Consider the following 25,087-nt stretch of genomic DNA (forward strand, 5'->3'; position numbering starts at 1 on the left):
CCAATAGCGCCCGGCAACCGCGGGCGCCTTATCGCGATGGCAGAAACCCTTCAGCGTGGCGGAAAAGATTAAAATCCGCTACCTGCCGGCATAGCTGAATGCCCAATGTCCACCGGCATACCGGAGCGGCGCTCAAGCGCCTGCTCGGCGCGATTCACATCCACGCCCTCCCCCTTCACAAAGGCCTGAAGCGCTGGCGTGACCGGGAGCGGCACCTTACGGTCCGATTCATACTCCGCGCGGTTGCGCGATAACGGTTCGTGGACTTCAACCCAGCGGCTGCCGTCCGGCTCGACGGTATATTTCACCGGCTGATCGATGATTTGCACGCGCGTCCCGACCGGAACGGTATCAAACAGGTATTTGATATCGTCGTTACGCAGACGGATGCAGCCCTGGCTCACGCGCAGGCCAATACCGAAATTGGCGTTGGTGCCATGAATCGCGTAGAGCCGGCCGATGTAAATCGCGTACAACCCCATTGGGTTATCCGGCCCGGCTGGCACAAACGCGGGCAGGCTTTCGCCCCGGCTGGCGTATTCACGACGGGTATTGGCGGTTGGCGTCCAGGTTGGCGCCTCCTGCTTACGCTCCACGGCGGTGACCCAGTTACGCGGAGTTTCGCGTCCTGCCTGACCAATTCCAATTGGCAGAACGTCAACGGTTGTGCCTTCAGGTGGATAATAGTAGAGACGCATTTCAGCCACGTTAATCACAATGCCCTGGCGTAGCGTAGCGGGCAGAATAAGCTGCTGCGGCACCACCAGCGTGGAACCCGACTTCGGCAGGTACACATCGACGCCGGGGTTGGCCTCAAGCATGTTGCTCAGACCCTGGCCGTACTGAGCGGCGAAGGCCTCCAGCGGCTGGGTATTGTGTTGCGGAATAGTGATGGTCAGCGGACTGCCCACCAGGCGGCTTCCTTCCGGCGGCAACGGGTAGCTCACCGCCAGAGCGCTCTGGCTGGTGAGGATCATAATAAGAGAACAAAGCAGTTTCACACGCCGCACAATTTCCCTTCCTTTGTGGCGATAATCGTGGATAAATTATAGCTTCGTTTGCTATCTCATATCTGATTTATCATCCTGCTAAATCTGATAATCAATCGCCGCCTCTTCCGGCTCCATCGCCTGGCGTTTAATTTCCTCCAGCGACAGCCCCGCGTTGCACAGTTCAATAAAGCGCCAGACGTAGTTTCGCTGCAGCTGCCCACGCTTCAGGCCCAGCCAGACGGTATTGGCGTCAAACAGATGGCGGGTATCGAGACGCGTAAAGGTATCAGTCTCGCGCGCGTCTCCTGACTGTTCCGCTACCAGCCCAACTCCCAGCCCCAGTTCGACATACGTTTTGATGACGTCGGAGTCCTGAGCGCTTAAGACGATATCCGGCATCAGTCCTTTACGGTTAAAAGCTTCGTCAATACGCGAGCGGCCGGTAATTCCCTGACGATAGGTAATGAGCGGCCAGCGGGCGATGGCATCGAGGGTTAACGGCGTCACCTGGGTCAGCGGATGATCTTTGGGGACCAGCAGGCTGTGGTGCCAACGGAACCAGGGAAAAGCCACCAGCGTCGGATCGTTGCTCAGGCGCTCGCTGGCGATACCGATATCCGCGCCGCCGTTGTGCAGCAGCGCTTCAATTTCCTGCGGCGTTCCCTGAACTAACTCAAGACGCACGTCGGAAAAGAGTTCACGGAAGGCTTTAATCACCGGCGGCAGGCTATAGCGCGCCTGGGTATGGGTAGTGGCGATGGTTAAGACGCCGGAGGCATCGTTGGTAAACAGGTCAGCCAGGCGGCGAACATTGCTGGCTTCATTAAGAATACGCTCGGCAATCAGCAGTAACGCTTTGCCCGGCTCCGTCATCCCCAGCAGACGTTTGCCACGGCGGATAAAGATTTCGATCCCCAGTTCTTCTTCCAGTTCACGAATATGACGGCTGACGCCCGATTGCGATGTATAGAGCATATTGGCGACTTCCGTCAGGTTGTAATCCTGACGGGCCGCTTCACGAATAATTTTGAGTTGCTGGAAGTTCACCCTTTCCTCCGGGCTATCAGACATAACATAGGCGCTATTGTTAAAGTCTGTTGTCCCTGCTAACAAATAATAAAAACCAGCAACTTATTCCATCCAGGAATATAGCCTAACTGACTAACAATAATTCACGGTTTTCCAGCGACGGGCGACTCACCAGCGACATCAAAATTTCCTTCACCGCCTGCGCCTGCGGTGACAGGCTGCCGCGAGCCGACATATTGAGCGACAGCGACAGGCTCATTGACGGCGTGCTGATGCGCGCCATCCAGCCATTAGCCGCGCTGCATAGCGAACGGGCGGCGGATTCAGGGAGCACGGTGACGCCCATGCCGCTGGCAATGGCCGCCGTCAGGGTGGTGATGGATTCAATTTCGCCGATAATTTTTGCCGACAGGCGACGCAGGGTGAAGGCTTCGGTGACCCGCGCGCGGACGGCGCTATAATCGCGCGGCAGGAACAAATTCATCTCCGCAACCGCCGTCAAATCCACACTCTGCCCCGGACAATCCCGGGTGCCGACCAGGTAGAGATCTTCTTTCAGCAGCGGCTGGCTGACGATCCCGGCAACCGGCGAGCGTTCGTAAAGCACGGCCATATCCAGCTGACCGTCGATAAGCTTGTCGTTAAGGATCGTTCCGCTGCTTTCCTGCAAATAGACCATCACTTCCGGCAGCTCATTACGCACCGTTTGCAGCAGCGGCATGGTAATGGCTGAAGCCGCCGTTCCCGGCGCCAGGCCGATTGACACCTGGCCGCTTAGCGTCTGACCGACGTTGTTGACCGCCAGCTGCGCCTGCTCGCATTGGCGCAGGATAGTGCGGGCGTGGGTGTAAAGGATCTTGCCCGCTTCGGTCGGCGTGACGCCGCGCTTGGTGCGGATCAACAGCTGCTGGTCCAGCTCGCCTTCCAGGGTCGCAACCTGCTGGCTTAACGCCGGTTGTGCGATGTGCAAGACTTCAGCGGCCTGGGTCAGACTGCCGATATCGACGATTTTCACAAAATACTTCAGTCGTCTTAAGTTCATTTTGCCTCCTGTAAGGAACACCAGTACCAACACTGGCCGTTTAGATGCAGAAGGTTTTGCAATTTGCTTGCCAGCTTTTTTTTAGAGACGCAAATGCCGCTGCAGGCCGCGTAATAAGGGATACTGATAGCAAACTGCGATTTTGTTGCCCAGTAAGCGGATTGCGGTATGCCCCATTAGAGGTATAAATGCACTGCAACGGTGCACCAGGCCGGTCAATGCCGGAAAAACAGGCACACTGTTGAAATTGTCAGCAAACGAACAAGCGCAGGTGATTCAGGCTTTGACAAGGGGAATGGTCATCGTTAATATGCGCCCCGTTCACACGATTCCTCTGTAGTTCAGTCGGTAGAACGGCGGACTGTTAATCCGTATGTCACTGGTTCGAGTCCAGTCAGAGGAGCCAAATTTAAGAAGCCTGCTTTCGAGCAGGCTTTTTGCTTTTTACTCTCTCCGGGCAGCTATACCGCCTTCTTTGATAACCCCGCAAGCGTTTTGCAACGGCGTCCCCCCGGGCTATCGTAGACAAAAAACGCCATAGCACATTAATATCAATTCATTACCCAGACAAACGAGGGTGAGCACAGGCTGCGACAGACCCCCCATGCTTTTCAGCCCTTGTATCTTAATATCACGCTCCGAATCCGTAGCCAGGTTAAGAAAGACTTTTTGCATCATTTCCTCAATTATACTGCCTCCCTTCTCTTCAGGGCGGTAGTTTGCGTTCCGAGGTAAATGTTATTAGCTTCCTTTGCACAGATGAAATGATACGATCTTTTGCCGTTGTACTTGACGTTATCAACCATCATCTCCCGGAGATGGCAAAATAGCCGCGGTTATGTCCTCCGCCTCAGTAACAATATTTTAAGGTGCGCATCAAGACCAAAAGAGCTAATACAATGCTCAAATTTGCGGAGCAACCGCAATCGCGTTGAAGGTACTGACCACACAAACAGCAATGCTCCCGGGCGAGTCGCCATCTAGCCATAGCCCTCCGTCATCGCTTCTGAATAAATACGATGCTATTTTCCCCCGCAGAATTAGCGTTCTGATGCGAGCGGAAAAGGTATACTCGGGCCACCTCTATAGGGCTCTTCAGAAGCCCTTAAAAATTTTTTCTGCGCTGAAGATAGAAAATCCCACGCCTTTAACAAGGAATATTCCCTAAGAAAATTCCAATACAAAGAGCAGGGCTATTGTTCAAGCTTTAATGATAACCCTCCCCTATCAATTTTGTTTTATAAAAAACCAAAAATAAATTTAATCACAAAATTTCACACCAATAAAAAATAAAAATACAAATTAAAAAACTACGAATAAACAACTTAGCGGCTGTTATATCTTTTAGAGCGTTAGCGACATGTCTCATTGAGGTGGGCAATGTTAGATTACCCTCAATTCGCTGAATGGTTTTATTAACGCTGAGTTAAAGGTCAACCCAAGGATGAGATCGCGTTCAGATATGAATCAATCAACTAATATTTTATCTAAGGATAAATATTTTACTCTGGGCCTGATTGAATTGCTTGGAGAAGAGTTTATTGACAATTTCTTTTTGATTATAGATTTGGACTCTAACGACCTTCCCGGTTCGGAGTGGATTTATTTTTCGAATAAGAACATTGTCGCCTTTGCATCCAGCGACTTAGCGTTCTATAAGTCCGAGCTATTTGGCAAAGTAACGGTACTTGACAAAAAGAGCAACACCAGAAGTATTCTGAATTTCTTTTTAAAGAAAGAAACCGCAGGAAATTATCATACCAAGTTCCAGCTGAGTCTGCGTGAAAAGCAGATGTTAAGCATGTTGAGCAGAGGGGAAAGCAACCAGGAGATCGCAGAAGAGTTTGGCGTGAAACTTAAGACTATTTATACCCACCGTCGCAACCTGATGAATAAATTAGGCTGTAAAAATAGGATTACGTTTCAAAAATTATTTTTCAACAATAAATGTCTTTTTAAGTGAAGCATCGCTTCAGGATTATTCATAAACAGGAGTTTTACCATGAACAAATTAGCCGTTATCGTTTTTTCAGCACTGTCCCTGAGCGCTACTGCAGCCCTGGCAGCCGATCCCGTTACGGTGAACGGCGGCACGGTACATTTTAAAGGTGAAGTGGTGAATGCGGCCTGCGCAGTGGATGCCGGTTCTCTCGACCAGACCGTTCAGTTAGGCCAGGTTCGTTCAGCGAAACTCGCCGCCGCAGGCAACACCAGTGCTCCCGTGGGCTTCAACATCCAGCTGAATGATTGCGATATCACCGTTTCCGAGAAGGCCGCGATTGCATTTGCTGGCACGGCGATTAACAGCACTAACCCAACCGTTCTGGCCCTGCAGGGTTCTGCCGCGGGCGGCGCGACTAACGTCGGCGTACAGATCCTTGACCGTACCGGTACCCCGCTGGCGCTGGATGGCGCGACTTTCGGCGCGCAAACCACCCTCAGCAATGGTACCAACGTTATTCCGTTCCAGGCTCGCTACTTTGCGACCGGTGTCGCGACGGCCGGTACGGCCAACGCGGACGCGACCTTTAAAGTGCAGTACGAGTAATTTCTTCATCAGGCAAGGAGGCGCATCGGGCCAGGATGGCCCGTTATCCGAATAAGACTGAGGGTGATAACGATGCAAAAGATGAAGTCGGGTCTGTTGATATTTTTGCTACCACCGCTGGCGCTGGCCGGTAACTGGGAGGTGATGTTGCCCGGCGGGAACATGCGCTTCCAGGGGATAGTGATTGCTGAGTCCTGCCGCGTTGAAGCGGGAGACCAGCAAATGACGGTCAAGATGGGGCAAATCAGCAGCAATCGGTTTCATTCGGCCGGGGAAGACACCAATCCCGTCCCTTTCGATATTCATCTGCAGGAGTGCAGTACCGCCGTGAGCCAGCGCGTTGGCGTGGCCTTTCACGGCGTCGCCGATGGTAAAAACCCGGATGTCCTCTCGGTTGGCGAGGGACCGGGGATCGCTACCGGCATTGGCGTTGCCCTGTTTGATAAAACCGGCAGCCAGATCCCACTCAACGCGCCAGCAGGGGCATGGGCGCAGCTGCACACCGGGCCAACCACGCTGCATTTTGTCGCTAAATATCGTTCCACCGGGAGTCAGGTCACCGGAGGAGCCGCGAATGCGCAGGCCTGGTTCTCCCTGACCTACCAGTAATCAGCGCCGGTAACAGGAAATCACCGTGAGAAAGAAAGAGATAAAGATGAAAAATAGACTGGCTACCACGCGCGGGATGCGCGGTTTACTGGCGGGACTTTTACTGATCGCCACCGCCGGTTTTTCGACTCAGTCGCAGGCCGGCGTGGCGCTGGGCGCCACCCGCGTAATTTATCCGGCGGGGCAGAAACAGGCGCAGCTGGCGGTAACAAATAACGATGACAACACCTATCTGATCCAGTCATGGGTAGAGAATGCCGACGGCGCGAAGGACGGAAGCTTTGTTATCACCCCGCCGCTGTTCGCTATGCAGGGGAAGAAAGAGAATACCCTGCGCATCCTCGATGCCACCAATAACCAGCTGCCGCAGGATCGGGAAACGCTGTTCTGGATGAACGTCAAGGCGATCCCATCGATGGATAAATCAAAGCTCAGCGATAACACTCTCCAACTGGCGATTATCAGCCGCATTAAGCTCTATTACCGCCCGGCTAAACTGGCGCTGCCGCCGGATCAGGCCGCGGAAAAGCTGAAGTTTCGCCGCAGCGGAAATGCGCTCACGCTGATTAACCCAACCCCTTATTACCTGACGGTCACCGAACTCAACGCCGGCACCCGGGTGCTGAAAAATGCGCTGGTCCCGCCGATGGGCGAAACCAGCGTCAGTTTACCGTCCGATGCAGGTCGCGAGATTACATACCGGACGATTAACGACTACGGCGCACTCACCCCGCGAATGAAAGGCGTCATGCAGTAATGAATCGGGGAGCCGCGCTCTCCCCCCTGAACTAAAAAAATAACGATGGCCGGGCGACTTTGGACCGGAGGGACTATGTCACATCTGAAATATGGACTCGACCACGTGAGCTCCCGGCGTATGACTCCAGGATCTGCGCGCGCATTCGCGCAGATCCCCTTAGCTCTTTTACTCGCCTCGCCGGCTTTTTACGCCCAGGCGGAGCTCTATTTCAACCCACGCTTTCTGGCGGACGATCCCGCCGCAGTGGCGGATCTGTCCGGCTTTGAAAAGGGCCAGGAGCTGCCGCCGGGCACCTACCGCGCCGATATCTATCTGAATGACGGATATATGACCACCCGCGATGTCACGTTTAATGCCGGTGAAAAAGGCCACGGTCTGGCCCCCTGCCTGACGCGCGGACAGCTGGCCGGGATGGGCGTGAATACCTCAGCGATCGCCGGAATCGACGTCCTGGCGGCGGATGCCTGCGTACCGTTAACCGAGATGATTAAAGACGCGACAACCCGCTTTGATGCCGGGCAGCAGCGGCTGTATCTGACCGTACCCCAGGCGTTTATGGGCAACCGCGCCCGCGGCTATATTCCCCCCGAACTCTGGGACCACGGGATTAACGCCGGCCTGCTGAACTACAACTTCACCGGCAACAACGTGCACAACGACGTTGGCGGCAGCAGCAATTACGCGTACCTGAACCTGCAGAGCGGGCTCAACCTCGGCGCCTGGCGCCTGCGCGACAACACCACCTGGAGCTACAGCAGCGGCGGCAGCTCGTCGACCAATGAAAACAAGTGGCAGCACATCAATACCTGGCTTGAACGTGATATTACGCTGCTGCGCTCGCGCCTGACCCTCGGCGACAGCTACACCAACGGCGACGTCTTCGACGGCATCAACTTCCGCGGCGCGCAGCTTGCCTCCGATGACAATATGCTGCCGGACAGCCAGAAAGGGTTTGCCCCGGTCATTCACGGCATTGCCCGCGGCACCGCTCAGGTATCGGTGAAACAGAACGGCTATGAGATTTACCAGAGCACGGTACCGCCCGGCCCGTTCACCATCAACGATCTCTACTCCGCCGGCAATGGCGGCGATCTGCAGGTGACCATCAAAGAGGCCGACGGCAGCAGCCAGGTCTTCACCGTCCCTTACTCGTCCGTTCCGGTGCTCCAGCGCGAGGGCCATACCCGCTATGCCGTCACCGCCGGAGAGTACCGCAGCGGCAGCAATCAGCAGGAAAAACCGAAGTTCTTCCAGGGGACTCTGCTGCGCGGTCTCCCGGCGGGCTGGACACTGTACGGCGGCACCCAGCTGGCGGACCGCTACCGCGCCTTTAACCTCGGCGTCGGCAAAAATATGGGGGAGCTGGGGGCGCTGTCGCTGGATATCACCCAGGCCAACGCCACCCTGCCCGATGACAGCGATCGTCAGGGCCAGTCGGTACGTTTCCTCTATAACAAGTCGCTGACGGATACCGGCACCAACATCCAGCTGGTGGGCTACCGCTACTCGACGCGCGGCTATTTCAGCTTCGCCGACACCACCTACAGCCGGATGAGCGGCTACAACGTCGAGACCCAGGACGGGGTGATTGAGGTAAAGCCGAAGTTCACCGATTACTACAACCTCGCGTACAACAAGCGCGGCAAAGTGCAGCTCAGCGTCACCCAGCAGCTGGGACGCACCGCCACGCTTTACCTGAGCGGCAGCCACCAGACCTATTGGGAGACCAGCAAGTCCGACCGGCAGCTCCAGGCCGGGCTTAACGCCGCCGTGGACGATATCAACTGGACCCTGAGCTACAGCCTGACCAAAAACGCCTGGCAGCAGGGTCGTGACCAGATGCTGGCCGTCAACGTCAATATTCCGTTCAGCCACTGGATGCGCTCCGACAGCAAGTCGGCCTGGCGACACGCCAGCGCCAGCTACAGCATGTCCAACGATCTGAACGGCAGGACCACCAGCCTGGCGGGGCTGTACGGCACGCTGCTGGAGGACAACAACCTGAGCTACAGCATGCAGACCGGCTACGCCGGCGGCGGTGAGGGCAACAGCGGCGGTACCGGCTACGCGGCGCTGAACTACCGCGGCGGCTACGGCAACGCCAACGTCGGCTACAGCCGCAGCGACGGCATCAAACAGCTGTACTACGGCCTGAGCGGCGGCGTACTGGCCCACGCCGACGGCATCACCCTGAGCCAGCCGATGAACGACACGGTGGTGCTGATCAAAGCCCCCGGCGCAGACAATGTAAAAGTAGAAAACCAGACCGGGGTCCAGACCGACTGGCGCGGCTACGCCGTTCTGCCCTACGCCACCGAATACCGGGAAAACCGGGTGGCGCTGAACACCAACAGCCTGGCCGATAACGTCGATCTGGACGACGCGGTGGCCAGCGTAGTGCCGACCCACGGCGCGATAGTTCGCGCGGAGTTTAAGGCCCACGTAGGGCTCAAGCTGCTGATGTCGCTCATCTATAACGGTAAGCCGGTTCCCTTCGGCGCGCTGGTCACCTCTGTCGGTAGCCAGGGCAGCAGCATCGTCGCCGATAACGGCCAGGTTTATCTGAGCGGGATGCCGCTGGTCGGCAAAGTACAGGCGAAATGGGGTGAAGGCCCGAATGCCAGCTGCGAGGCGAACTACAGCCTGCCGCCGGAAAAACAGAGCCAGATGCTGATCTCGCTGTCCGCCGAGTGCCGCTAAGGAAACCATGATGAGAAAAAAACGCTACCTGCTGAGCGCCCTCGTGTCACTGGCGGTCAACAACGCCAGCGCGGCGGACAGCACCATCACCATCAGCGGCTACGTCCGCGATAACGCCTGCGCCGTGGCCGGTGAATCGAAAGATTTTACCGTCGACCTGATGAATAACGCCGCCAGGCAACTCCATGCGGTTGGGGCGACCACGCCGCTGGTGCCGTTTCGCATTGTGCTATCGCCCTGCGGCAGCTCGGTCACCGCCGTCAAGGTCGGCTTTGTTGGCGTTGCAGATAGCAGCAATACCGAACTGTTAAAGCTCGACGGCGGGGCTTCAGCGGCGGCAGGCATGGGCGTGCAGATCCTTGACGCGCGGCAAACGGCGCTGCCGCTCAACGCCGCGTCGTCAGCGATCGCCTGGACCACGCTGACCCCCAGCCAGACCAACACGCTGAACTTTTACGCCCGACTGATGGCCACCCAGGTGCCGGTGACCGCCGGACACGTTAATGCAACCGCAACCTTCACGCTTGAATTTCAGTAACCGGAGGCGCTGATGAACCCGACCTATTTCGGATGGCTGCTGGCCGCGATGCTGGCGGCGTCCTCCCCGACGCTACAGGCCGCCGACGTCACCATTACCGTTAACGGCAAAGTGGTGGCCAAACCCTGTACGGTTTCCACCGTTAACGCCACCGTCGATCTCGGCGATCTCTATACCTTTAGCCTGGTGTCCGCCGGCTCTTCGTCGCCCTGGCACAGCGTGGCGCTCAACCTGAGCAACTGCCCGGTCGGCACGTCGCGGGTTACCGCCAGCTTCAGCGGCACGGCGGATGCCACCGGCTATTACAAAAACCAGGGTACCGCCGGGAATATCCAGCTCGAGCTCCAGGATGCCGAGGGTACCAGGCTGAATACCGGTGCGAGAAAGGAGGTACAGGTGGATGACGCAAGCCAGTCAGCCAGCTTCCCGCTCCAGGTCAGGGCGCTAACGGTCAACGGCGGCGCGACGCAAGGAACGATCCAGGCGGTGATTAACGTCACCTATACCTACGCCTGAGCCAGGAGAAAAGAGGAATGAAAAAAATAGTCACCCTGTTGTTAACACTGCTGCTGGCGGGCTGGTCGCTCAACGCCTGGTCGTTCGCCTGTAAAACCGCCGCCGGGGTGACAATCCCCATCGGCGGCGGCTCGGCGAACGTTTACGTGAACCTCGCGCCGGCGGTCAGCGTCGGGCAGAACCTGGTGGTGGATCTCTCGACGCAGATTTTTTGCCATAACGATTACCCGGAAACTATGATCGACTATGTGACGCTACAGCGCGGTTCAGCCTACGGCGGCTTACTGTCGAGTTTTTCCGGCACCGTCAGGTATAACGGCGTCAGCTACCCGTTCCCGACCACCAGCGAAACGGAGCGCATGACCTACAATTCCATTGTTGATAGACCCTGGCCCACTGTCCTCTATTTGACCCCCATGAGCAGCGCGGGCGGCGTCGCGATTTCCGCCGGTTCGTTAATCGCGGTCCTGATCCTGCGCCAGACCAACAACAAGGATAACGACGACTTCCAGTTCATATGGAACATTTACGCCAACAACAGCGTCGTGGTGCCAACCGGCGGCTGTGACGTTTCCGCTCGCGATGTGACGGTGACGCTGCCGGAATATCCCGCGTCCGCCGCCATACCGCTGACGGTTTACTGCGCGCAAAACCAGAATCTGGGCTACTACCTCTCCGGCACCACCGAGAACGCCGCCAATTCGATATTTACCAATACCGCCTCGGCCTCCCCTGCCCGGGGGGTGGGCATTCAGCTGACCCGTAACGGCAGCGTCGTTCCCGCCAACACCACGGTGTCGTTAGGCAACGTCGGAACCTCGGCTGTCAGCCTCGGATTAACCGCTAACTACGCGCGCACCAGCGGCCAGGTGACCGCCGGTAACGTGCAGTCAATTATCGGAGTAACCTTTGTTTACGAATAACCCCCCTCCCCCTGGCGGCAAGCGACAGGTCGACTGCATCCTGTCGCCCTGTTCGCTGGCCGCCGAGGGGCTGATGCGGATAATAGAGGAAGGGGGAACCCGGCCCGTCGTGCTACCGTCAGAGTCGTCGGCCCTACCGGCTGGCGTTCGCCGCGTAGTGGTTTTTCTCCCTGAAGCTCCCGCCCGGCTTCTCGCCACCCTGAAGCGGGCCGCCGCGCTGCTGGATCGGTCCGCCACGCCGCTTCCCATGCTGTTTCTCAGCCGCAGCCCGGCGAGCTGGCTGTGGCCCACCCTACTGCATCAGGTCGCCGACCGTCGCCTGCTTTCAGCCGTGCGGGCCGCCGCATCCGATCTGCCGGTCCCCAGCCTGGCGGCGCTACTGCGCGACGCCATACTCGACGGGTATCCTTCCCTTGAACAGCTGGCAGAGGAAGAGATGCGAGCTTTCGGCAAGCGCCCCGCCGGGCTCACCAGGCCGGAGCTGGACGCCATCCTCGGTTTACTCTGCGGCTACAGCGCCAGCGCTCAGGCGAAACGCCGCGGCATCAGCCACAAAACGCTCTACAATCAAAGAACCGCAGGATTGAAAAAAATGGTGGAACACCATCCAGAAATGGCCCCCGGCTTTCCCGGTAGCCAGATACGAGAACAGAAAAGCGGGCCCATCGCCGCCCTTTCCGCATTCGAGCGCGAACTCGTCCATGCGATCCACACCCGACATATCTTCCCGGTTTTCCAGGCCATTGCCGATGAACGCCGGCAAATAAAGGGGATAGAGATCCTCTCCCGCTGGAACCGAAACGGCAGCGTGCTGCTTGCCGATGAGTTTTTACCGCAAATAGGCGCGGAATATGCCTGGCTGGCGCTCACCGCTTTTGTGCTTCAGGAAGCGGTACAGAATATCAACCGGCATTCTGGCGAATGCTATTTCGCCGTGAATATTCCCGCCGCCGTCGCCAGTAATGATAACCTGCTTCGCATGATGGAGACCGCGCGCCAGCAGCTGCGTCAGCCTCAGCTGTCGCAGAGGCTGGTGCTCGAGTTCGCTGAAAACAGCGACCTCAACCGCCACGGCAAAATAGCCGACAATATCGCCCGCCTGCAAAAGCGCGGCTTTCGTATCATGCTCGATGGCTGCTTCTCGCAAAGCAGCGTGATGTTTCCGGTACGTACGGTGAGATTCAACGCCTATAAGCTGGATATGAGCATCGTCAATGATATGCAGCGCGATCCGCACGCGATCGCCCTGATTAAAAGCCTCATCCACTACTGCCAGTTGACCGACAGCCGCTGTCTGGCGGAAGGCGTGGACAGCCGGGATAAATTTAACAAACTAAAAGCGCTTGGCGTCGACTCTTTTCAGGGGGACGCCATCGCTGCGCCGGTAGGCAGGGAAAACGTGGCGGAGATGATAGCGGAGCTCTCAGGCGAAACGGAGCCGCAGTCCGGCGTCGCGGTATAGACAGCGCCCGACGGGAGACATCGGGCGCTGACGGCGCTTTAGCGCAGTTCCGGCCAGTAGCCGCGGTTGGCCACAATCAGTTCATCAAGGATCGCTTTTGCCACCGAAGCGCTCGGTACGGTTTTGGACAGGGTCATCGCCTGCCAAAGCTTCTGATAGCTTCCTTCAACCCAGGCATCAACCACCAGTTTTTCAACCGCCACCTGCTGCTCCATCATCCCCTTTTGAAACAGCGGGATCTTACCCATCGCCAGCGGCTCGGGGCCATTAACGCCCACCAGGCAAGGCACTTCGACCATCGCGGTATCGTCAAAATTCGCGATAGCGCCGTTGTTTTCCACAATCAGCAGCATTCTCTCCTGGGTGTTAAAGGCGATGGCGCAGGCGAGGTCGACGATAAAGGTCGCATGCGCCCCGGCATGGAAATGTGCCGCTTTGCCGCTCTGCTGGGCGACGATTTCTCTGGCCATATCAAACACCTCCTTCTCTCTCCCCGCCATAACCTCGTTGGCGCGAGTAAAGTCAGGGTCCGAATGGGCCACCTCATAATCGGCATAAAAATAGTATTTCAGATAGGTGTTGGGCAACGTGTCGGTATCCAGCGCAAAGACGTCCTTCACCTTTTTGAAAGTCTCAATCCAGCTCGGCGCTTTATGCTGAAAATCCTCTTTCGGACTGCAATAGCCCAGTTCGGCAACGTGGTTTTTTAAGGCCGGCATGAGATCGTTACCGGCCTTGTCGGTAATGCTGGTCCACCAGCCGAAATGGTTCAGGCCGAAATAACGCACGTTCATCTCTTTACGCGATTTAAGTCCGAGAATATCGGCAAATAACCCTTCGATGGCCACCGGCATATCGCAAATATTGATAATTTTGGCCGTTGGGCGTAGTCGACGCGTGGCCTCGGCAACGATAGCCGCCGGATTAGAATAATTAAGCATCCACGCGCCGGGTGAGTACGTTTCCATATAGTCAACCAGTTCAAGGACGCCGGCGATAGAGCGCATACCATAAGCGATACCGCCCGGTCCGCAGGTTTCCTGGCCAATCACGCCATGCTTAAGCGGGATTTTCTCGTCTTTTTCGCGCATCTCATAAAGGCCTACGCGAATATGGGCCATCACAAAATCGACGCCGGTAAAGGCTTCCTGCGGATCGGTGGTGAAGCTAAATGCGACTTGCGGATAGCGTTCAGCTACCAGAATCGCACAGGCTTCACCGATAACGCTTTGCCGATCGCGATGATTATCATAGAGACGAATTTCGCTCAGTGGAAACCTGTCCATATTTTCCAGCAGCATCATCACAATTCCCGGCGTATAGGTACTGCCGCCGCCTGCAATAGTCACAACAAATTTATTTTTCATCTTCCACCTCATTATTCATGCACATCTAAATAGTGATTCACGGCGTTACGGATTTTATTAACCCCTAAACCATAAATAACCTGAACGTGATGACCTTTAATAATGACGCTGGTACCGCCGCTGGTCTTCAGAATATGTTCCTGAATCAATGCAGGGTCCCGCACGTCAACCCGAAGTCGCGTAAAACAATTATCGACAGAACAGACATTTTCTTTGCCGCCAAGACCGAGGATGACCTGCTCCCCTGAGGCCGCGTCAGGCGAACCTGCGCTTGCCGGTTGATTAACCACGGCAGTCTCTTGTTCCTGGCCGGGCGTGCGCATTTTGAAATGGATAATCATAAACATACCGACATAGTACATCGCCGCTGTTTCCATTAGCCCCAGCGCGACAAACACAGGCCAGCGCGTGAGATGCGCTCCCGCCGGAATGTTGTAAACAATAAAGTCGATAATGCCGTTGGTGGCGCAGACCCGTACATCAAGCAGCCACGCCAGCATCTGGAAAAAACCGTCCAACAGCGAATAAACCAGCCACAGCAGCGGTGCGGTAAAGATAAATAAAAACTCAAAAGGTTCGGTTATGCCCACCAGGAACGAGGTCACAATCAAAGGAATAAGCGTGATTTTCAACTTTTGCTTATTTTCGGGCCGGGCGGTTTTATAAAAGGCCAGCGCCATTCCGGCGGTACCGAATATTTTCACCATACCGTAGGTGAGAAATCGCGCCGAGTCGCTTAACGCCTCCCCGGTGTTATTGGCGATTTCCGCGAGGAAAATGGGTTTTGCCCCCACCACCGTCTGGCCATCAATCAACAGCTGTCCGCCAATGGAGGTAAACACAAACGGCGACCAAATCAGGTGGTGTAATCCGGTCGGAATAAGAAAACGATTTAGAAAACCATATAGAAAAACGCCCGCGGCCCCGAAGGTTTTCATCACCCCGGTCAGCGCCGAAATGCCGTGTTCCACGATCGGCCAGAGATACACCGTGGCGATGGCAAATACGCCGACCAGCGGGATCATGATAATCAGGACCAGCTTGCTGTTGCCATAAATAGAGAATGCGCCGCGGAACTCAATCTCGACAAACCGGTTATGAACAAAAGCGACCGCACAGCCAAGAATGATGCCAAGAAAGACACCCATATCAATGACCTGGAAACCAAAAATATAGGTTTGTCCGCTGCCGTAAAGCTGCGCATTACTGGCGCCGGCGGCGAGGCGCTGGGTCAAAGTTAGCCAACTATTATTCGCCGCCAGGTACATAAACCAGGTCATTGCGGCAACAAAAGCCGCTTCCGCTTTGCGGGTTTTAGCCAGCCCCCCCGCCAGCCCGAGGCAAAAAAAGAAGCCAAGGTTGTTCATGACTGCCCACAGCATGCTGGAAACGTATTTCCCCAGCAGATAAAGCGAGCTGTCTTCCGCTAGCCAAATTTTATTGGTTGTCATACTGAGCAACGCAATCAACAGTCCAATCACCGGCAAATACAACACAGGCCCAATCATGGCCTTCGAAAAATCCTGTAATTTTTTTACCCCGATCATTCTCCCCCCGTACTGCTTATCGACCATCAGCGCTCGAAACATGCGATTCAGCCTATGCGTCGACGGAAATAAATCAGAGGAGTTAAATCGTCATCTGTGATGAAAGTCATATATCTCTTGAGGTAATAGATATATAAATAAAATCAAATAAATAGATGACAGATATAATGAGAAAGCCAATAAAAATAAATACACTTTTAAAATCAATAATATATAAACAAAATTCACTAAAAAGCACCGCCAGGAGACATCTATAAGTGATATATAAATTAATTGCTGACAGGCTAAAAAGTCGCGTCAATAGCGATGAGTTTGAGGTCGGAGATGCGCTCCCGAGTGAAAAAGCGCTGGCCGGGGAGCTGCAGGTCTCAGTGATGACCATCCGTAAGGCGCTCACGCTGCTGGAGAGTGAGAAACTGATCGTCAAGCGTCACGGCAGCGGTTCATACGTGGCGCGTAAGAGCAATTATCACGGTGGGGAACTTGACGGGTTCAACTACCAGATGCACATCGGCGGCGTCACCAACTATCGTAACAAGGTCATTGAGTTCACGATGATCGATGCGCCTCTGGCGATAGCACAACAGTTAAAAATTGAGCCGGGTGAAAAGGTCTATTACGTCAGACGCATCCGGATGATTGACGACGCGCCTATTCTGATTGAGAACAGCTATATACCGGTTGCGATTTTTCCCTGGTTAAGCATCGGAAATCTGGAAAGATCGAAATTTAACTATTTCAAGAAAGAGTGCAATATCACCATTCTGGAGAGCCACCGCAGCTATACCCCGGTTCTCGCCACCCGCGAACAGGCGGAACTTTTGCAGGTTCCGCAAAACAGCCTTTTGCTACGGGTGCAGTCGATTAGCTATGCGCATAACAATACCATTGTCGATTTATCCGATATTTACCAAAATACTAATAAATACAATGTCAAACACATCACTCGCCGTTAAAACCGCTGACTACCGCTGACGCCAACGGCGCGCGGGTCAACGCGAGGCGCCCAGCGTCAGCTAACGGTTTTCCTTCGGCATACGGCTACCAGCCGCAGACGTTAGTCTCTTCGTCGGACTCGTAGCCGCGGACAATATTAATCAGGTCTTTTACCGCGTCGGCAGCCGTCTGCGGATCCTGCAGCCCGGCCAGGGTAGCAAATTCGCTATCGACCGACACGCCGTTATTATTATTGGTCACCGTTAATATAAATCCTTTTTCTCCGGCGTTATCCGTCGACAGCGTAGAAATAAGTTCAGACACGGCCTGGGCGGCGATATCAGGTACATAAAGAGCCATCGGCTTAAGATAGACTTTTTCTTTTTTCTCTTTATTGTTGCCGTTGATAACCGCTAACGCATAACCTTTATTTTCACTGTTCATCATAATGTCTATCCTTCGATCAGAATTTTGGGGTCAACGTAAAAATCGACATTAAAAACGGTATCCTCCGTTAACGCCTCGATGCGGTGCCATTTCTCAGGGGGAAAGACGCCAAATTCGCCTTCGGCAATGGTCAGAGTTTCCAGCGGATCCGCACTGGTCTCATCAGCATATCCAAAATAGCGGATCGCCCCCCGCATTACCGACAGACGCGGATAGACGCCCTGGCGGGTACCGGCATCCAGGTGCCGCTTCCAGATTGAGGCCGGCGCCGTCTGTTTGGTCCACAGCGGCGTGCTCCGGGTATGCACATAGTGGGTAGGAATAATGATTCGCTGCATGATTTTGCCTCTCTTAACGCACCGCATATACGGTCGGAACCAGGAAAATATGTTGCATATGATATACCCCTTTCGTTCGCTAAGGGTATTATTTTTTAACGACACGAATCTCTACCCCTATTTATACCTATTAGGGATTACAGCAATTTAAAAATAAATACGGGCGATATCCGGTAAATTAATATCGCCCGTATTAAGAGATGAATTACCTGTTCTCGGGTGAATTAAGCGGCCCCGGCTTACCGATCAAATAACCCTGTACCAGGTCACAGCCTAATTTTCGTAACGACTGCAGCTGCGCTTCTGTTTCGACCCCTTCGGCCACGATACGCATATGCAGGCTTTTACCCATGCTGATAATCAGCCTGACGATATCGAGGTCATCTTTCTGGTCAGGAATATTAATGACAAAAGAGCGGTCGATTTTTATCTTATCAAAGGGGAAGTAGCTTAAGCGTGATAACGAAGAATAGCCGGTACCAAAATCATCAATGGAGATCTGTACCCCGAGCTCGCGCAGTTGGCTGAGGATCTCTAAAGAGCGGGTATTTTCGTTAAAGACGTCAGATTCGGTGATCTCCAGATCCAGACGATGCGGGTCAAGCCCGGTGCTTCTTAATATGGCCACCACGGTATCGGTCAGCGAGCTATTAATCAGCTGAATGGGCGATACGTTAACCGACACTTTTAGCGGCGACGACCAGCTGGCGGCCGCTTCGCAGGCGGTTCTCAACACCCATTCGCCCAATTGATTAATCAGCCCAATCTTCTCCGCGACCGGGATAAATTCGGTCGGCGGAACGCTGCCGCGCAGCGGATGGAACCAGCGCACCAGCGCTTCGTAGCCGTAGATTTCACCGTTCATGGTGTCGGCTATCGGCTGGTAGTAAACCCTGAACTCACCTTTGTTCAGCGCCTGGATGAGATCATCTTCGAAGGATTTATTCTCCTGCTGGCGCTGAAGCAACCCAGGGCGGTATACCTGGACTTTACCGGACCCCTCTTTTTTCGCTTCATACAGCGCCAGGTCGGCGCATTTATATAAATAGTCGGTGCGACTTTCCCCGTCAGAGATCACAATCCCGATACAGGCGCCAATCTGGATCAGCGTATCGTAAATCTGATATGGCTGACTGATCTTTTCCCGGATCGCCTCCGCCCGCTCCAGCGCCATTTCCTCGTTGAGATCGTGCGAAACCAGGGCAAACTCGTCCCCTCCCAACCGGTAGAGCGTTTCTGACGATTTGCGAAAAAAGGAGAGACGGCTGGCCAAATCCTGCAGTAGCTTATCCCCGGCATCGTGCCCCTGGGTATCGTTGACGTCCTTAAAATTATCCAGATCAAACAGCATGACGACCGCCGAGCCGTTATAGGGCCGAACCTGATTGACGACCTCCTGCAGACGTTGCCAGAAAGAGAGCCGGTTGGGCATACCCGTCAGCGAATCATGATAGGCATCGTACTGCAGCCGACGGTTCTGCACCTGAAGCTTCTCTTTTGAAGCCTGCAGATCGGTTGCCAGTAATTTCATCCGCACGTGGGCGCGACGCAGGGTGTTATTCTGCTTTAGCATCAACAGCCCAAGAGTGATACACAGGATAATCAGCAGAATAGAAATAGCCGAATAGATGTAATACAGGTTCTGTATTTTATCGTGGGTCAGATTAACAAGATTAAAATCCTGGGCGAGCGAAGTTGACGCAAGTGAGGTCAACGGCCCGTCGAGGGTGCTCATCTCCTGCAGCATCAGCTTCAGCTGCGCTGTCGACATGGTATCCAACTGCTTATCCAGCCGGTCCAAAATATCGATCAGGCGGTCTACTATCGCCTTACGGTGAGGATCTTTGCCGATAAACTTTCCCAAATCACCCTGCTGCAGCAGCGCGATCTGGCTCATCATAATTTCCAGGCGCAGGCGTACCTCGTCGTGATCGCTTCCCTTCACCTCCAGCCCCATCGCGCTTAGCCGCGCCTCGAGGCGCATATACTCGGAGACTATCTGGGAAACTGACCACGAATCGGTATAACGCGTTAATTTTTGCAGCTCAATTTGCCTCTCATGCACCAGATAAGTAATGTAACCGGTCACAAGGAAGAGCAACAAAATAATGGCAGTGAGTATTCGATTCAAGATCAAACCCTTACTCAATTATAATCTTCGAAACCTGCCATGCCGAACGGGAATAATAAATCTGATTCTGCAATTCCGGGCTACTGTCGTAGGGATAAACAATAAATAAAGGCCCTTTATCGCGAATGCGCATATATTCGCCGTTCATTTTTAAAGCCAAAATTACCGGAAATTTATGAAAATCATCGATGGGGACGAGGGTAGTGTAATCGTTCAGCGCCAGCACCCGCGCCGACTTACCTTTGGCGCCAACTAAATCCATGAGTTTACTGAGGGAAATGCCGTCAAAGCGCACCTTTCCCGAGTACCACGGCGTGGTTGTGATCACCGTTTCCATCCCCAGTTTTTCTAATGCCGCGACATCAAAAACGGCGGTATCACCCTCATTCGTATTACTAATCAGGCCGGAAATAGTTAAAACGGGTTTGCCCACCGGCGCTGGCAGTTTTTCTGCAAAAGCGAAAGGGGAAACCATAACACAAAATAAAGCTGCAAAAATTAAACGCATTTAACTCACCCTTCCGAAATTGGAGACTTGTTAATTGTAAACCATTTAAGTCATTTCTTAAAAGGTGTCCCCATTGAGTTCAAAAATTAAAATTTAAAACAATAAGCGGACTCCGAAGCTCACATTCTGAACGCGTCGCAAGGACGTCCCGCGCCTGGTTAAGCAAACCCTTTATGCCTTTAAACGCGCAGAGAAGGTAAAAATCTTTTCTCTTAACCGTCCGCGCGGTAGTCTCAAGTCTGGCGCGGATCCGAAAAGCGTCTCATTCCAATAATTAGAAACTCAGCAACAGACAGGACAGGTATGGACTCAACGTTAATTTCTCAACGCCCCGGCAAGGAGGCATGCTCACTCAACCGCGCCCGCAGAGCGGCCTGGGGCAGCTTCGCCGGGGCCGTGGTCGACTGGTACGACTTTCTTCTCTACGGTATCACCGCCGCGCTGGTATTTAACCGGGAATTTTTCCCGCAAATCAGCCCGGCAATGGGGACCCTCGCCGCGTTTGCCACCTTCGGCGTCGGCTTCCTGTTCCGCCCTCTCGGCGGCATTATCTTTGGCCATTTTGGCGATCGCCTCGGCCGCAAACGCATGCTGATGCTGACGGTGTGGATGATGGGGATCGCCACCGCCTGTATCGGTCTGCTTCCCTCCTTCAGCCAGATTGGCTGGTGGGCGCCGGTTCTGCTGGTCCTGCTGCGCGCCGTCCAGGGGTTTGCGGTGGGCGGTGAATGGGGCGGCGCGGCGCTGCTGGCGGTAGAGAGTGCGCCGAAAAATAAGAAAGCATTTTACAGCAGCGGCGTGCAGGTGGGCTACGGCGTCGGGCTGCTGCTCTCTACCGGGCTGGTATCGCTGATAAGCTCCTGCACCACCGATGAACAGTTCCTCAGTTGGGGCTGGCGTCTGCCGTTCCTGTTTAGCGTCGTGCTGGTGCTGGCGGCGCTCTGGATCCGTAACGGTATGGCGGAATCCGCCGAATTTGAACAGCAGCAGCGCGAACAGCAGCAGCAGCCAAAGAAAAAGCGTCTGCCGGTCGTGGAAGCGCTACTCCGCCATCCGGGCGCGTTCTTAATGATTATCGGTCTGCGCCTGTGCGAACTGCTAACCATGTATATCGTGACCGCCTTTGCGCTCAACTATTCGACGCAAAACCTCGGTCTGCCGCGCGAGCTGTTCCTGAATATTGGCTTGCTCGTCGGCGCCATCAGCTGCCTGACGATCCCCTGCTTCGCCTGGCTGGCGGACCGCTTCGGCCGACGCCGCGTCTATATCACCGGCGCCCTGATCGGTACCCTCAGCGGCTTCCCATTCTTTATGGCGCTCGAAAGCCAGTCTTACTTCTGGATCCTGTTTTTCGCGCTCATGCTGGCGAATATCGCGCACGACATGGTGGTTTGTGTACAGCAGCCGATGTTTACCGAAATGTTCGGCGCCAGCTATCGCTACAGCGGTGCCGGAGTGGGGTATCAGGTCGCCAGCGTCGTCGGCGGCGGTTTTACGCCGTTTATCGCCGCCGCCCTGGTCACCTTATCGGGCGGCGCCTGGCATAGCGTCGCTATCTACTTGACCGCGGGCTGCCTGCTCTCCGCCCTCACGGCGATGCTGATGAAACCCAGCCGCCATGACGAAGAACATCTGTAAGGAGAAATGATGACTCAGGATCCCTGCTGGCCGCTGCGTTTTAACCACCAGCAGCTGCCGGTTCGTTACTGCGCAGACCCAACGCTGGCCGAGCAGCCGCTGTTTGATCAGGCTCGCGACGGGGAAGCGGTGGCTCAGCTCTGGGAGGCCCCGCAGGGGTTTGTGGTGCCGGGAAGCTATCGGAAATTTGCTGAACTCCCGGCGACGAGCGAGCAGTTCGCCAGACGGGGATGGCCGGTCTGGCTGCGCCGCTCCGGCGGCGGGCTGGTGCCGCAGGGGCCGGGAATTGTTAATCTCAGCCTGGCCTGGCCGGTTTATCAGTCGCTGGGCGAAGCCGCAGAGCCGATTTATCTTTCCCTCTGCGCGCTGCTGCAGCGCACTCTGGCGGCTTTCGGGGTGACCAGCCACTTTCAGGCGGTCAAGGGTTCATTTTGCGATGGTCGCTATAATCTGGCCTGCGGCGAGGGCGGGGATGCGCGAAAGATAGCCGGCACGGCACAGTACTGGCGACCGATGGCCGAAGGTCAAGGCCATGTGGTTCTCGCGCACGCTGTGGTGTTGTTGGATGCCGACCTGGCAGCGGCTCACCGGGCAGCCAATGATTTTGAAGCCCGGCTCGGCAGCGGGCGGGTTTACCGCGCCGATAAAACCGTGACCCTGGCGGAGCTGATTTCAGACGGGGCCGATTTGCTGCCGCGCTTTCGCGAGGCGCTGGCGCAGCAGCTGGATAATATCAGCTGAAGGTCGCCTTCAGATAGCGGCTAAAGGTCTCTACCGCCCGCGATACGCGCGGCGTGTAGGGGCGAATGACGTAGAGACTTTCCGCAAACACATCCACCGACCGCCATCCCGGCAGCAGTTCCTGTACCAGCCCGCGTCCAATCGCCTCCCTGGCGCTAAAATCCGGCAGTAAGGCAATGCCCAGCCCTGCCAGCACCGCGTCGCGCAGGGATTCGCTGTTATTGGTGGCAAACGGCCCCTGCACCTTAACGCTCACCCGCTCATCGTTGCGCTCAAAGGTCCAGTGCGGGCTTTGCGGCCCGCGCGGGTAGGTCAGGCATTGATGCTGACGTAACGCGTCAGGCGAATCGGGACGGCCAAAGCGGCGAATATAGTCCGCCGAGGCGACCACCAGAGTGGTCGTACGGCACAGCGGCCAGGCCACGTGGGTCTCCGGCAGCAGCTCGCGACGACAGTGGCGAATGGCGAGGTCGAACCCCTCGCTGGCGAGTGACACCAGCCGATCGGTCACCTCCAGCTGGAGATGAAGTTGCGGATGCTGATGCAGAAAAGGGGTAATGGCAGGGACCAGCTGCTGACGTGAGAATGCCACCGGCGCGGTCAGGCGTAGGGTGCCGCGTAGCGGGCCGCCTTCTTCGTCGCAGGTGCCGGTAAAGATCTCACGGATCTGCCCAAACGGCTCGTTCAGTTCCGCCACCAGCCGCAGGCCATCTTCGCTTAGGGTCACGTTGCGGGTGGTGCGGTGCACCAGCGTTTTCCCGGTGACCCGCTCCAGTTCACTAATTTTCTGGCTGATGGCGGATTTGCTGACCGCCAGCTTTTCCGCAGCGCGAGTATAGCTTTTTTGCTCCTCCAGCACCGTAAGCCAGTACAGATGGGTCCAGTAAATTTCCGGGCGTAACTCGCGCATATCGATTGTTCACAGAGAAAAACAATGCGTTCAAATATAGCGGTTTTTGCCGTCATCAGCATTGGTTAGCATCACATTCACAGACCGTTAACCCGACAATAAGGATCATCTGCTATGCCATTACTGACGTTTGATATCATTGAAGGACGCAGCGAGAGCGAGATCAAAACCCTGCTGGATGCGGCACATCGCGCCGTGGTGCGGGCGTTCAAGGTGCCAGAGCGCGACCGCTACCAGATTGTTCACGAAAACAAAGCTCACCATATGATTATTGAAGATACCGGGCTGGGGCTGACGCGAAGCCGGGACGTAGTGGTGGTGAGGGTTTATACCAGCCCGCGCAGCGAAGCGCAGAAGCAGCTTTTTTATGCCACCCTGCAAGCTGAGTTTGAGGAGCAGTGCGGGCTGAGCGGCGACGACCTGATGATCTCGCTCATCAGCAACCACAAAGGGGACTGGAGTTTTGGCCGCGGCGTGGCGCAGTACGTTACCGGCGAACTTTAGCCCTGGCGGCGATGCGGCTCGCCGCATCGCCCTGCGGGTGGTGGGAAAATCAGGATCGGCGGGCGCCGGCGATCCGCAGTCTGGCCTGTTGTTCTATATTTTCCAGCAGCTCCTGCACATCGTCTTCATCGATGTCGAGAAACTGGCCGTCCAGCAGGGCCGCGTGAATATCATCGCGGGTCACCGACAGGCCCAGCGGTACCGCTTTATCCTTCACCTCTTCCGCGGCCAGCGGGTGCGGGTAGCGTCGTCCGACCAGGTTGTTGAAGACGATAGCCAGCAGCGCCAGCATCAGGGAATTGAGTAATACCGGGGTCAGAACAAAGTGGTAGCCCTCGCTCTGTACCCCCGCCCCGCCGAGGATCGCCGTTAACGCCACCGCTCCGCCCGGCGGATGCAGGCAGCGCAGGAAGTACATACCGGCGATCGCCAGCCCTGCCGCCACCCCGCAGGCCAGCGCCAGGTTCGGGATCGCTATGCCCACGGTCACGCCGATCAGCGCCGAGAGCACGTTGCCGCCGACTATCGACCACGGCTGGGCCAGCGGGCTACTCGGGACGCCAAACAGCAGTACCGCCGAGGCGCCCATGGGGGCGATAAACCAGATATTAACCTCGCCTAACAGCCAGTGGCTGAACAAACTGGTCACCGCCAGGCCCGTCCCGGCGCCGATCGAGGCCAGAACAATATGTTTTCTGGCGACCGGTAAGGCGTGTGGCTTCAGGCGACCGAGAAAAATGCGGATCCGCGAAAAGATCGATCCGGGTAATACGCTTAACATCCTGCTGCTCGCTTACGTCATCGTAAAAACTTATGCTTCATTTTCTTTTTTTAACCTTATTTTAACAACCATGTCTTTTTCGTGGCTTTTGGCCATTCATTTTGTGAATGTAAAAACGGC

The 25,087-nt window shown here is 55.4% G+C and carries 24 protein-coding genes and 1 tRNA gene; 14 read left to right on the forward strand and 11 right to left on the reverse strand.

The window, feature by feature from the left end; all coding sequences use genetic code 11:
• Nucleotides 1-68 precede the first annotated feature (68 nt).
• The 3 genes from ldtA to nac all read right to left on the reverse strand — a co-directional run bounded on the left by ldtA (nucleotide 69) and on the right by nac (nucleotide 3,063).
• Nucleotides 69-977 carry a L,D-transpeptidase gene (gene ldtA, locus KCG39_RS08975; RefSeq protein WP_235891345.1) on the reverse strand — a complete coding sequence of 303 codons (909 nt, stop codon included), beginning with the start codon at nucleotides 975-977 and terminating at the stop codon, nucleotides 69-71.
• A 111-nt stretch (nucleotides 978-1,088) separates the two neighbouring features.
• Nucleotides 1,089-2,039: an HTH-type transcriptional regulator Cbl gene (gene cbl, locus KCG39_RS08980; protein WP_112166281.1), complete on the reverse strand. Its 951-nt coding sequence runs from the start codon at nucleotides 2,037-2,039 to the stop codon at nucleotides 1,089-1,091.
• A 106-nt stretch (nucleotides 2,040-2,145) separates the two neighbouring features.
• Nucleotides 2,146-3,063, reverse strand: a complete 918-nt coding sequence (gene nac, locus KCG39_RS08985; RefSeq protein ID WP_004122265.1) for a nitrogen assimilation transcriptional regulator NAC — start codon at nucleotides 3,061-3,063, stop codon at nucleotides 2,146-2,148.
• Nucleotides 3,064-3,393: 330 nt separating this feature from the next.
• On the opposite strand from nac, the gene KCG39_RS08990 reads away from it, so the two are divergent.
• From KCG39_RS08990 to KCG39_RS09035, 10 genes are all read left to right on the forward strand, one after another.
• Nucleotides 3,394-3,469: transfer RNA gene (locus KCG39_RS08990), tRNA-Asn, on the forward strand.
• A gap of 1,056 nt (nucleotides 3,470-4,525) precedes the next feature.
• Nucleotides 4,526-5,026 carry a helix-turn-helix domain-containing protein gene (locus KCG39_RS08995; RefSeq protein WP_032741891.1) on the forward strand — a complete coding sequence of 167 codons (501 nt, stop codon included), beginning with the start codon at nucleotides 4,526-4,528 and terminating at the stop codon, nucleotides 5,024-5,026.
• A 39-nt stretch (nucleotides 5,027-5,065) separates the two neighbouring features.
• Entirely contained in the window at nucleotides 5,066-5,611 is a 546-nt protein-coding gene (fimA, locus tag KCG39_RS09000) for a type 1 fimbrial major subunit FimA (protein WP_004122273.1), read from the forward strand.
• Nucleotides 5,612-5,683: 72 nt separating this feature from the next.
• Nucleotides 5,684-6,220, forward strand: a complete 537-nt coding sequence (gene fimI, locus KCG39_RS09005) for a type 1 fimbrial minor subunit FimI (RefSeq protein ID WP_004122275.1) — start codon at nucleotides 5,684-5,686, stop codon at nucleotides 6,218-6,220.
• Nucleotides 6,221-6,266: 46 nt separating this feature from the next.
• Complete coding sequence (locus KCG39_RS09010; protein WP_004122277.1) at nucleotides 6,267-6,977, forward strand: fimbria/pilus periplasmic chaperone; 711 nt, start codon at nucleotides 6,267-6,269, stop codon at nucleotides 6,975-6,977.
• A gap of 75 nt (nucleotides 6,978-7,052) precedes the next feature.
• Complete coding sequence (locus tag KCG39_RS09015) at nucleotides 7,053-9,680, forward strand: fimbrial biogenesis usher protein (RefSeq protein ID WP_211811586.1); 2,628 nt, start codon at nucleotides 7,053-7,055, stop codon at nucleotides 9,678-9,680.
• 10 nt (nucleotides 9,681-9,690) lie between these two features.
• Nucleotides 9,691-10,218: a type 1 fimbrial adaptor subunit FimF gene (fimF, locus tag KCG39_RS09020; protein ID WP_004122289.1), complete on the forward strand. Its 528-nt coding sequence runs from the start codon at nucleotides 9,691-9,693 to the stop codon at nucleotides 10,216-10,218.
• Nucleotides 10,219-10,230: 12 nt separating this feature from the next.
• On the forward strand, nucleotides 10,231-10,734 hold the full coding sequence (fimG, locus tag KCG39_RS09025) for a type 1 fimbrial minor subunit FimG (protein ID WP_004122292.1): 504 nt from the start codon (nucleotides 10,231-10,233) through the stop codon (nucleotides 10,732-10,734).
• A gap of 17 nt (nucleotides 10,735-10,751) precedes the next feature.
• A complete protein-coding gene (locus KCG39_RS09030) occupies nucleotides 10,752-11,657 on the forward strand; it encodes a fimbrial protein (RefSeq protein ID WP_211811587.1) in 906 nt (301 codons plus the stop codon).
• A complete protein-coding gene (locus tag KCG39_RS09035) occupies nucleotides 11,644-13,119 on the forward strand; it encodes an EAL domain-containing protein (RefSeq protein ID WP_375293862.1) in 1,476 nt (491 codons plus the stop codon). The genes KCG39_RS09030 and KCG39_RS09035 overlap by 14 nt, the downstream gene beginning before the upstream one ends.
• Before the next feature lie 38 nt (nucleotides 13,120-13,157).
• Here KCG39_RS09035 and KCG39_RS09040 read toward each other — a convergent pair whose 3' ends face one another.
• Complete coding sequence (locus KCG39_RS09040; RefSeq protein WP_004122302.1) at nucleotides 13,158-14,486, reverse strand: 6-phospho-alpha-glucosidase; 1,329 nt, start codon at nucleotides 14,484-14,486, stop codon at nucleotides 13,158-13,160.
• 11 nt (nucleotides 14,487-14,497) lie between these two features.
• Entirely contained in the window at nucleotides 14,498-16,033 is a 1,536-nt protein-coding gene (locus KCG39_RS09045; protein ID WP_142468561.1) for a PTS transporter subunit EIIC, read from the reverse strand.
• 257 nt (nucleotides 16,034-16,290) lie between these two features.
• Between KCG39_RS09045 and KCG39_RS09050 the strand changes: the two genes are divergently transcribed.
• Nucleotides 16,291-16,989 (forward strand): GntR family transcriptional regulator, encoded by a 699-nt coding sequence (locus tag KCG39_RS09050; RefSeq protein ID WP_112167196.1) that lies wholly within the window; start codon nucleotides 16,291-16,293, stop codon nucleotides 16,987-16,989.
• Nucleotides 16,990-17,074: 85 nt separating this feature from the next.
• Here KCG39_RS09050 and KCG39_RS09055 read toward each other — a convergent pair whose 3' ends face one another.
• From KCG39_RS09055 to KCG39_RS09070, 4 genes are all read right to left on the reverse strand, one after another.
• Nucleotides 17,075-17,413 carry a DUF1869 domain-containing protein gene (locus KCG39_RS09055; RefSeq protein ID WP_049115863.1) on the reverse strand — a complete coding sequence of 113 codons (339 nt, stop codon included), beginning with the start codon at nucleotides 17,411-17,413 and terminating at the stop codon, nucleotides 17,075-17,077.
• An 8-nt stretch (nucleotides 17,414-17,421) separates the two neighbouring features.
• Nucleotides 17,422-17,754, reverse strand: coding sequence for a TehB family protein (locus KCG39_RS09060; RefSeq protein WP_004122313.1), 333 nt, complete (start codon nucleotides 17,752-17,754; stop codon nucleotides 17,422-17,424).
• 205 nt (nucleotides 17,755-17,959) lie between these two features.
• Complete coding sequence (locus tag KCG39_RS09065; RefSeq protein ID WP_004122317.1) at nucleotides 17,960-19,885, reverse strand: putative bifunctional diguanylate cyclase/phosphodiesterase; 1,926 nt, start codon at nucleotides 19,883-19,885, stop codon at nucleotides 17,960-17,962.
• Nucleotides 19,886-19,895: 10 nt separating this feature from the next.
• On the reverse strand, nucleotides 19,896-20,393 hold the full coding sequence (locus KCG39_RS09070) for a putative pterin-binding protein (protein WP_004122319.1): 498 nt from the start codon (nucleotides 20,391-20,393) through the stop codon (nucleotides 19,896-19,898).
• Nucleotides 20,394-20,696: 303 nt separating this feature from the next.
• Here KCG39_RS09070 and shiA point away from each other — a divergent pair, with 303 nt between their 5' ends.
• Nucleotides 20,697-22,031 carry a shikimate transporter gene (shiA, locus tag KCG39_RS09075; protein WP_004122334.1) on the forward strand — a complete coding sequence of 445 codons (1,335 nt, stop codon included), beginning with the start codon at nucleotides 20,697-20,699 and terminating at the stop codon, nucleotides 22,029-22,031.
• A gap of 9 nt (nucleotides 22,032-22,040) precedes the next feature.
• The gene (locus KCG39_RS09080) at nucleotides 22,041-22,772 is read left to right on the forward strand and encodes a lipoyl protein ligase domain-containing protein (RefSeq protein WP_112167195.1); all 732 of its coding nucleotides are present in this window, start codon (nucleotides 22,041-22,043) and stop codon (nucleotides 22,770-22,772) included.
• Here the strand turns inward: KCG39_RS09080 and KCG39_RS09085 are convergent.
• Nucleotides 22,765-23,682: a LysR family transcriptional regulator gene (locus KCG39_RS09085; protein WP_004122339.1), complete on the reverse strand. Its 918-nt coding sequence runs from the start codon at nucleotides 23,680-23,682 to the stop codon at nucleotides 22,765-22,767. The two genes, KCG39_RS09080 and KCG39_RS09085, sit on opposite strands and share 8 nt — an antisense overlap.
• Nucleotides 23,683-23,796: 114 nt before the next feature.
• Here KCG39_RS09085 and KCG39_RS09090 point away from each other — a divergent pair, with 114 nt between their 5' ends.
• Entirely contained in the window at nucleotides 23,797-24,186 is a 390-nt protein-coding gene (locus tag KCG39_RS09090) for a tautomerase family protein (RefSeq protein WP_112167192.1), read from the forward strand.
• 49 nt (nucleotides 24,187-24,235) lie between these two features.
• On the opposite strand, the gene KCG39_RS09095 is transcribed toward KCG39_RS09090, so the two are convergent.
• Nucleotides 24,236-24,967: an HPP family protein gene (locus tag KCG39_RS09095; protein WP_142468559.1), complete on the reverse strand. Its 732-nt coding sequence runs from the start codon at nucleotides 24,965-24,967 to the stop codon at nucleotides 24,236-24,238.
• Nucleotides 24,968-25,087 lie beyond the last annotated feature (120 nt).

It is taken from the genome of Klebsiella pasteurii (genome assembly GCF_018139045.1).
Taxonomy (GTDB): Bacteria; Pseudomonadota; Gammaproteobacteria; order Enterobacterales; family Enterobacteriaceae; genus Klebsiella; species Klebsiella grimontii.

Coding starts and splice junctions, on each gene's coding strand:
- KCG39_RS09040 (WP_004122302.1), bottom strand. CDS start 14,486: ATGAAAAATAAATTTGTTGTGACTATTGCAGGCGGCGGCAGTACCTAT.
- KCG39_RS09095 (WP_142468559.1), bottom strand. CDS start 24,967: ATGTTAAGCGTATTACCCGGATCGATCTTTTCGCGGATCCGCATTTTT.
- KCG39_RS09090 (WP_112167192.1), top strand. CDS start 23,797: ATGCCATTACTGACGTTTGATATCATTGAAGGACGCAGCGAGAGCGAG.
- fimA (WP_004122273.1), top strand. CDS start 5,066: ATGAACAAATTAGCCGTTATCGTTTTTTCAGCACTGTCCCTGAGCGCT.
- KCG39_RS08995 (WP_032741891.1), top strand. CDS start 4,526: ATGAATCAATCAACTAATATTTTATCTAAGGATAAATATTTTACTCTG.
- KCG39_RS09060 (WP_004122313.1), bottom strand. CDS start 17,754: ATGCAGCGAATCATTATTCCTACCCACTATGTGCATACCCGGAGCACG.
- KCG39_RS09015 (WP_211811586.1), top strand. CDS start 7,053: ATGTCACATCTGAAATATGGACTCGACCACGTGAGCTCCCGGCGTATG.
- fimG (WP_004122292.1), top strand. CDS start 10,231: ATGAACCCGACCTATTTCGGATGGCTGCTGGCCGCGATGCTGGCGGCG.
- ldtA (WP_235891345.1), bottom strand. CDS start 977: ATGATCCTCACCAGCCAGAGCGCTCTGGCGGTGAGCTACCCGTTGCCG.
- KCG39_RS09055 (WP_049115863.1), bottom strand. CDS start 17,413: ATGAACAGTGAAAATAAAGGTTATGCGTTAGCGGTTATCAACGGCAAC.
- KCG39_RS09010 (WP_004122277.1), top strand. CDS start 6,267: ATGAAAAATAGACTGGCTACCACGCGCGGGATGCGCGGTTTACTGGCG.
- nac (WP_004122265.1), bottom strand. CDS start 3,063: ATGAACTTAAGACGACTGAAGTATTTTGTGAAAATCGTCGATATCGGC.
- shiA (WP_004122334.1), top strand. CDS start 20,697: ATGGACTCAACGTTAATTTCTCAACGCCCCGGCAAGGAGGCATGCTCA.
- KCG39_RS09080 (WP_112167195.1), top strand. CDS start 22,041: ATGACTCAGGATCCCTGCTGGCCGCTGCGTTTTAACCACCAGCAGCTG.
- KCG39_RS09030 (WP_211811587.1), top strand. CDS start 10,752: ATGAAAAAAATAGTCACCCTGTTGTTAACACTGCTGCTGGCGGGCTGG.
- KCG39_RS09045 (WP_142468561.1), bottom strand. CDS start 16,033: ATGATCGGGGTAAAAAAATTACAGGATTTTTCGAAGGCCATGATTGGG.
- fimI (WP_004122275.1), top strand. CDS start 5,684: ATGCAAAAGATGAAGTCGGGTCTGTTGATATTTTTGCTACCACCGCTG.
- KCG39_RS09070 (WP_004122319.1), bottom strand. CDS start 20,393: ATGCGTTTAATTTTTGCAGCTTTATTTTGTGTTATGGTTTCCCCTTTC.
- KCG39_RS09085 (WP_004122339.1), bottom strand. CDS start 23,682: ATGCGCGAGTTACGCCCGGAAATTTACTGGACCCATCTGTACTGGCTT.
- fimF (WP_004122289.1), top strand. CDS start 9,691: ATGAGAAAAAAACGCTACCTGCTGAGCGCCCTCGTGTCACTGGCGGTC.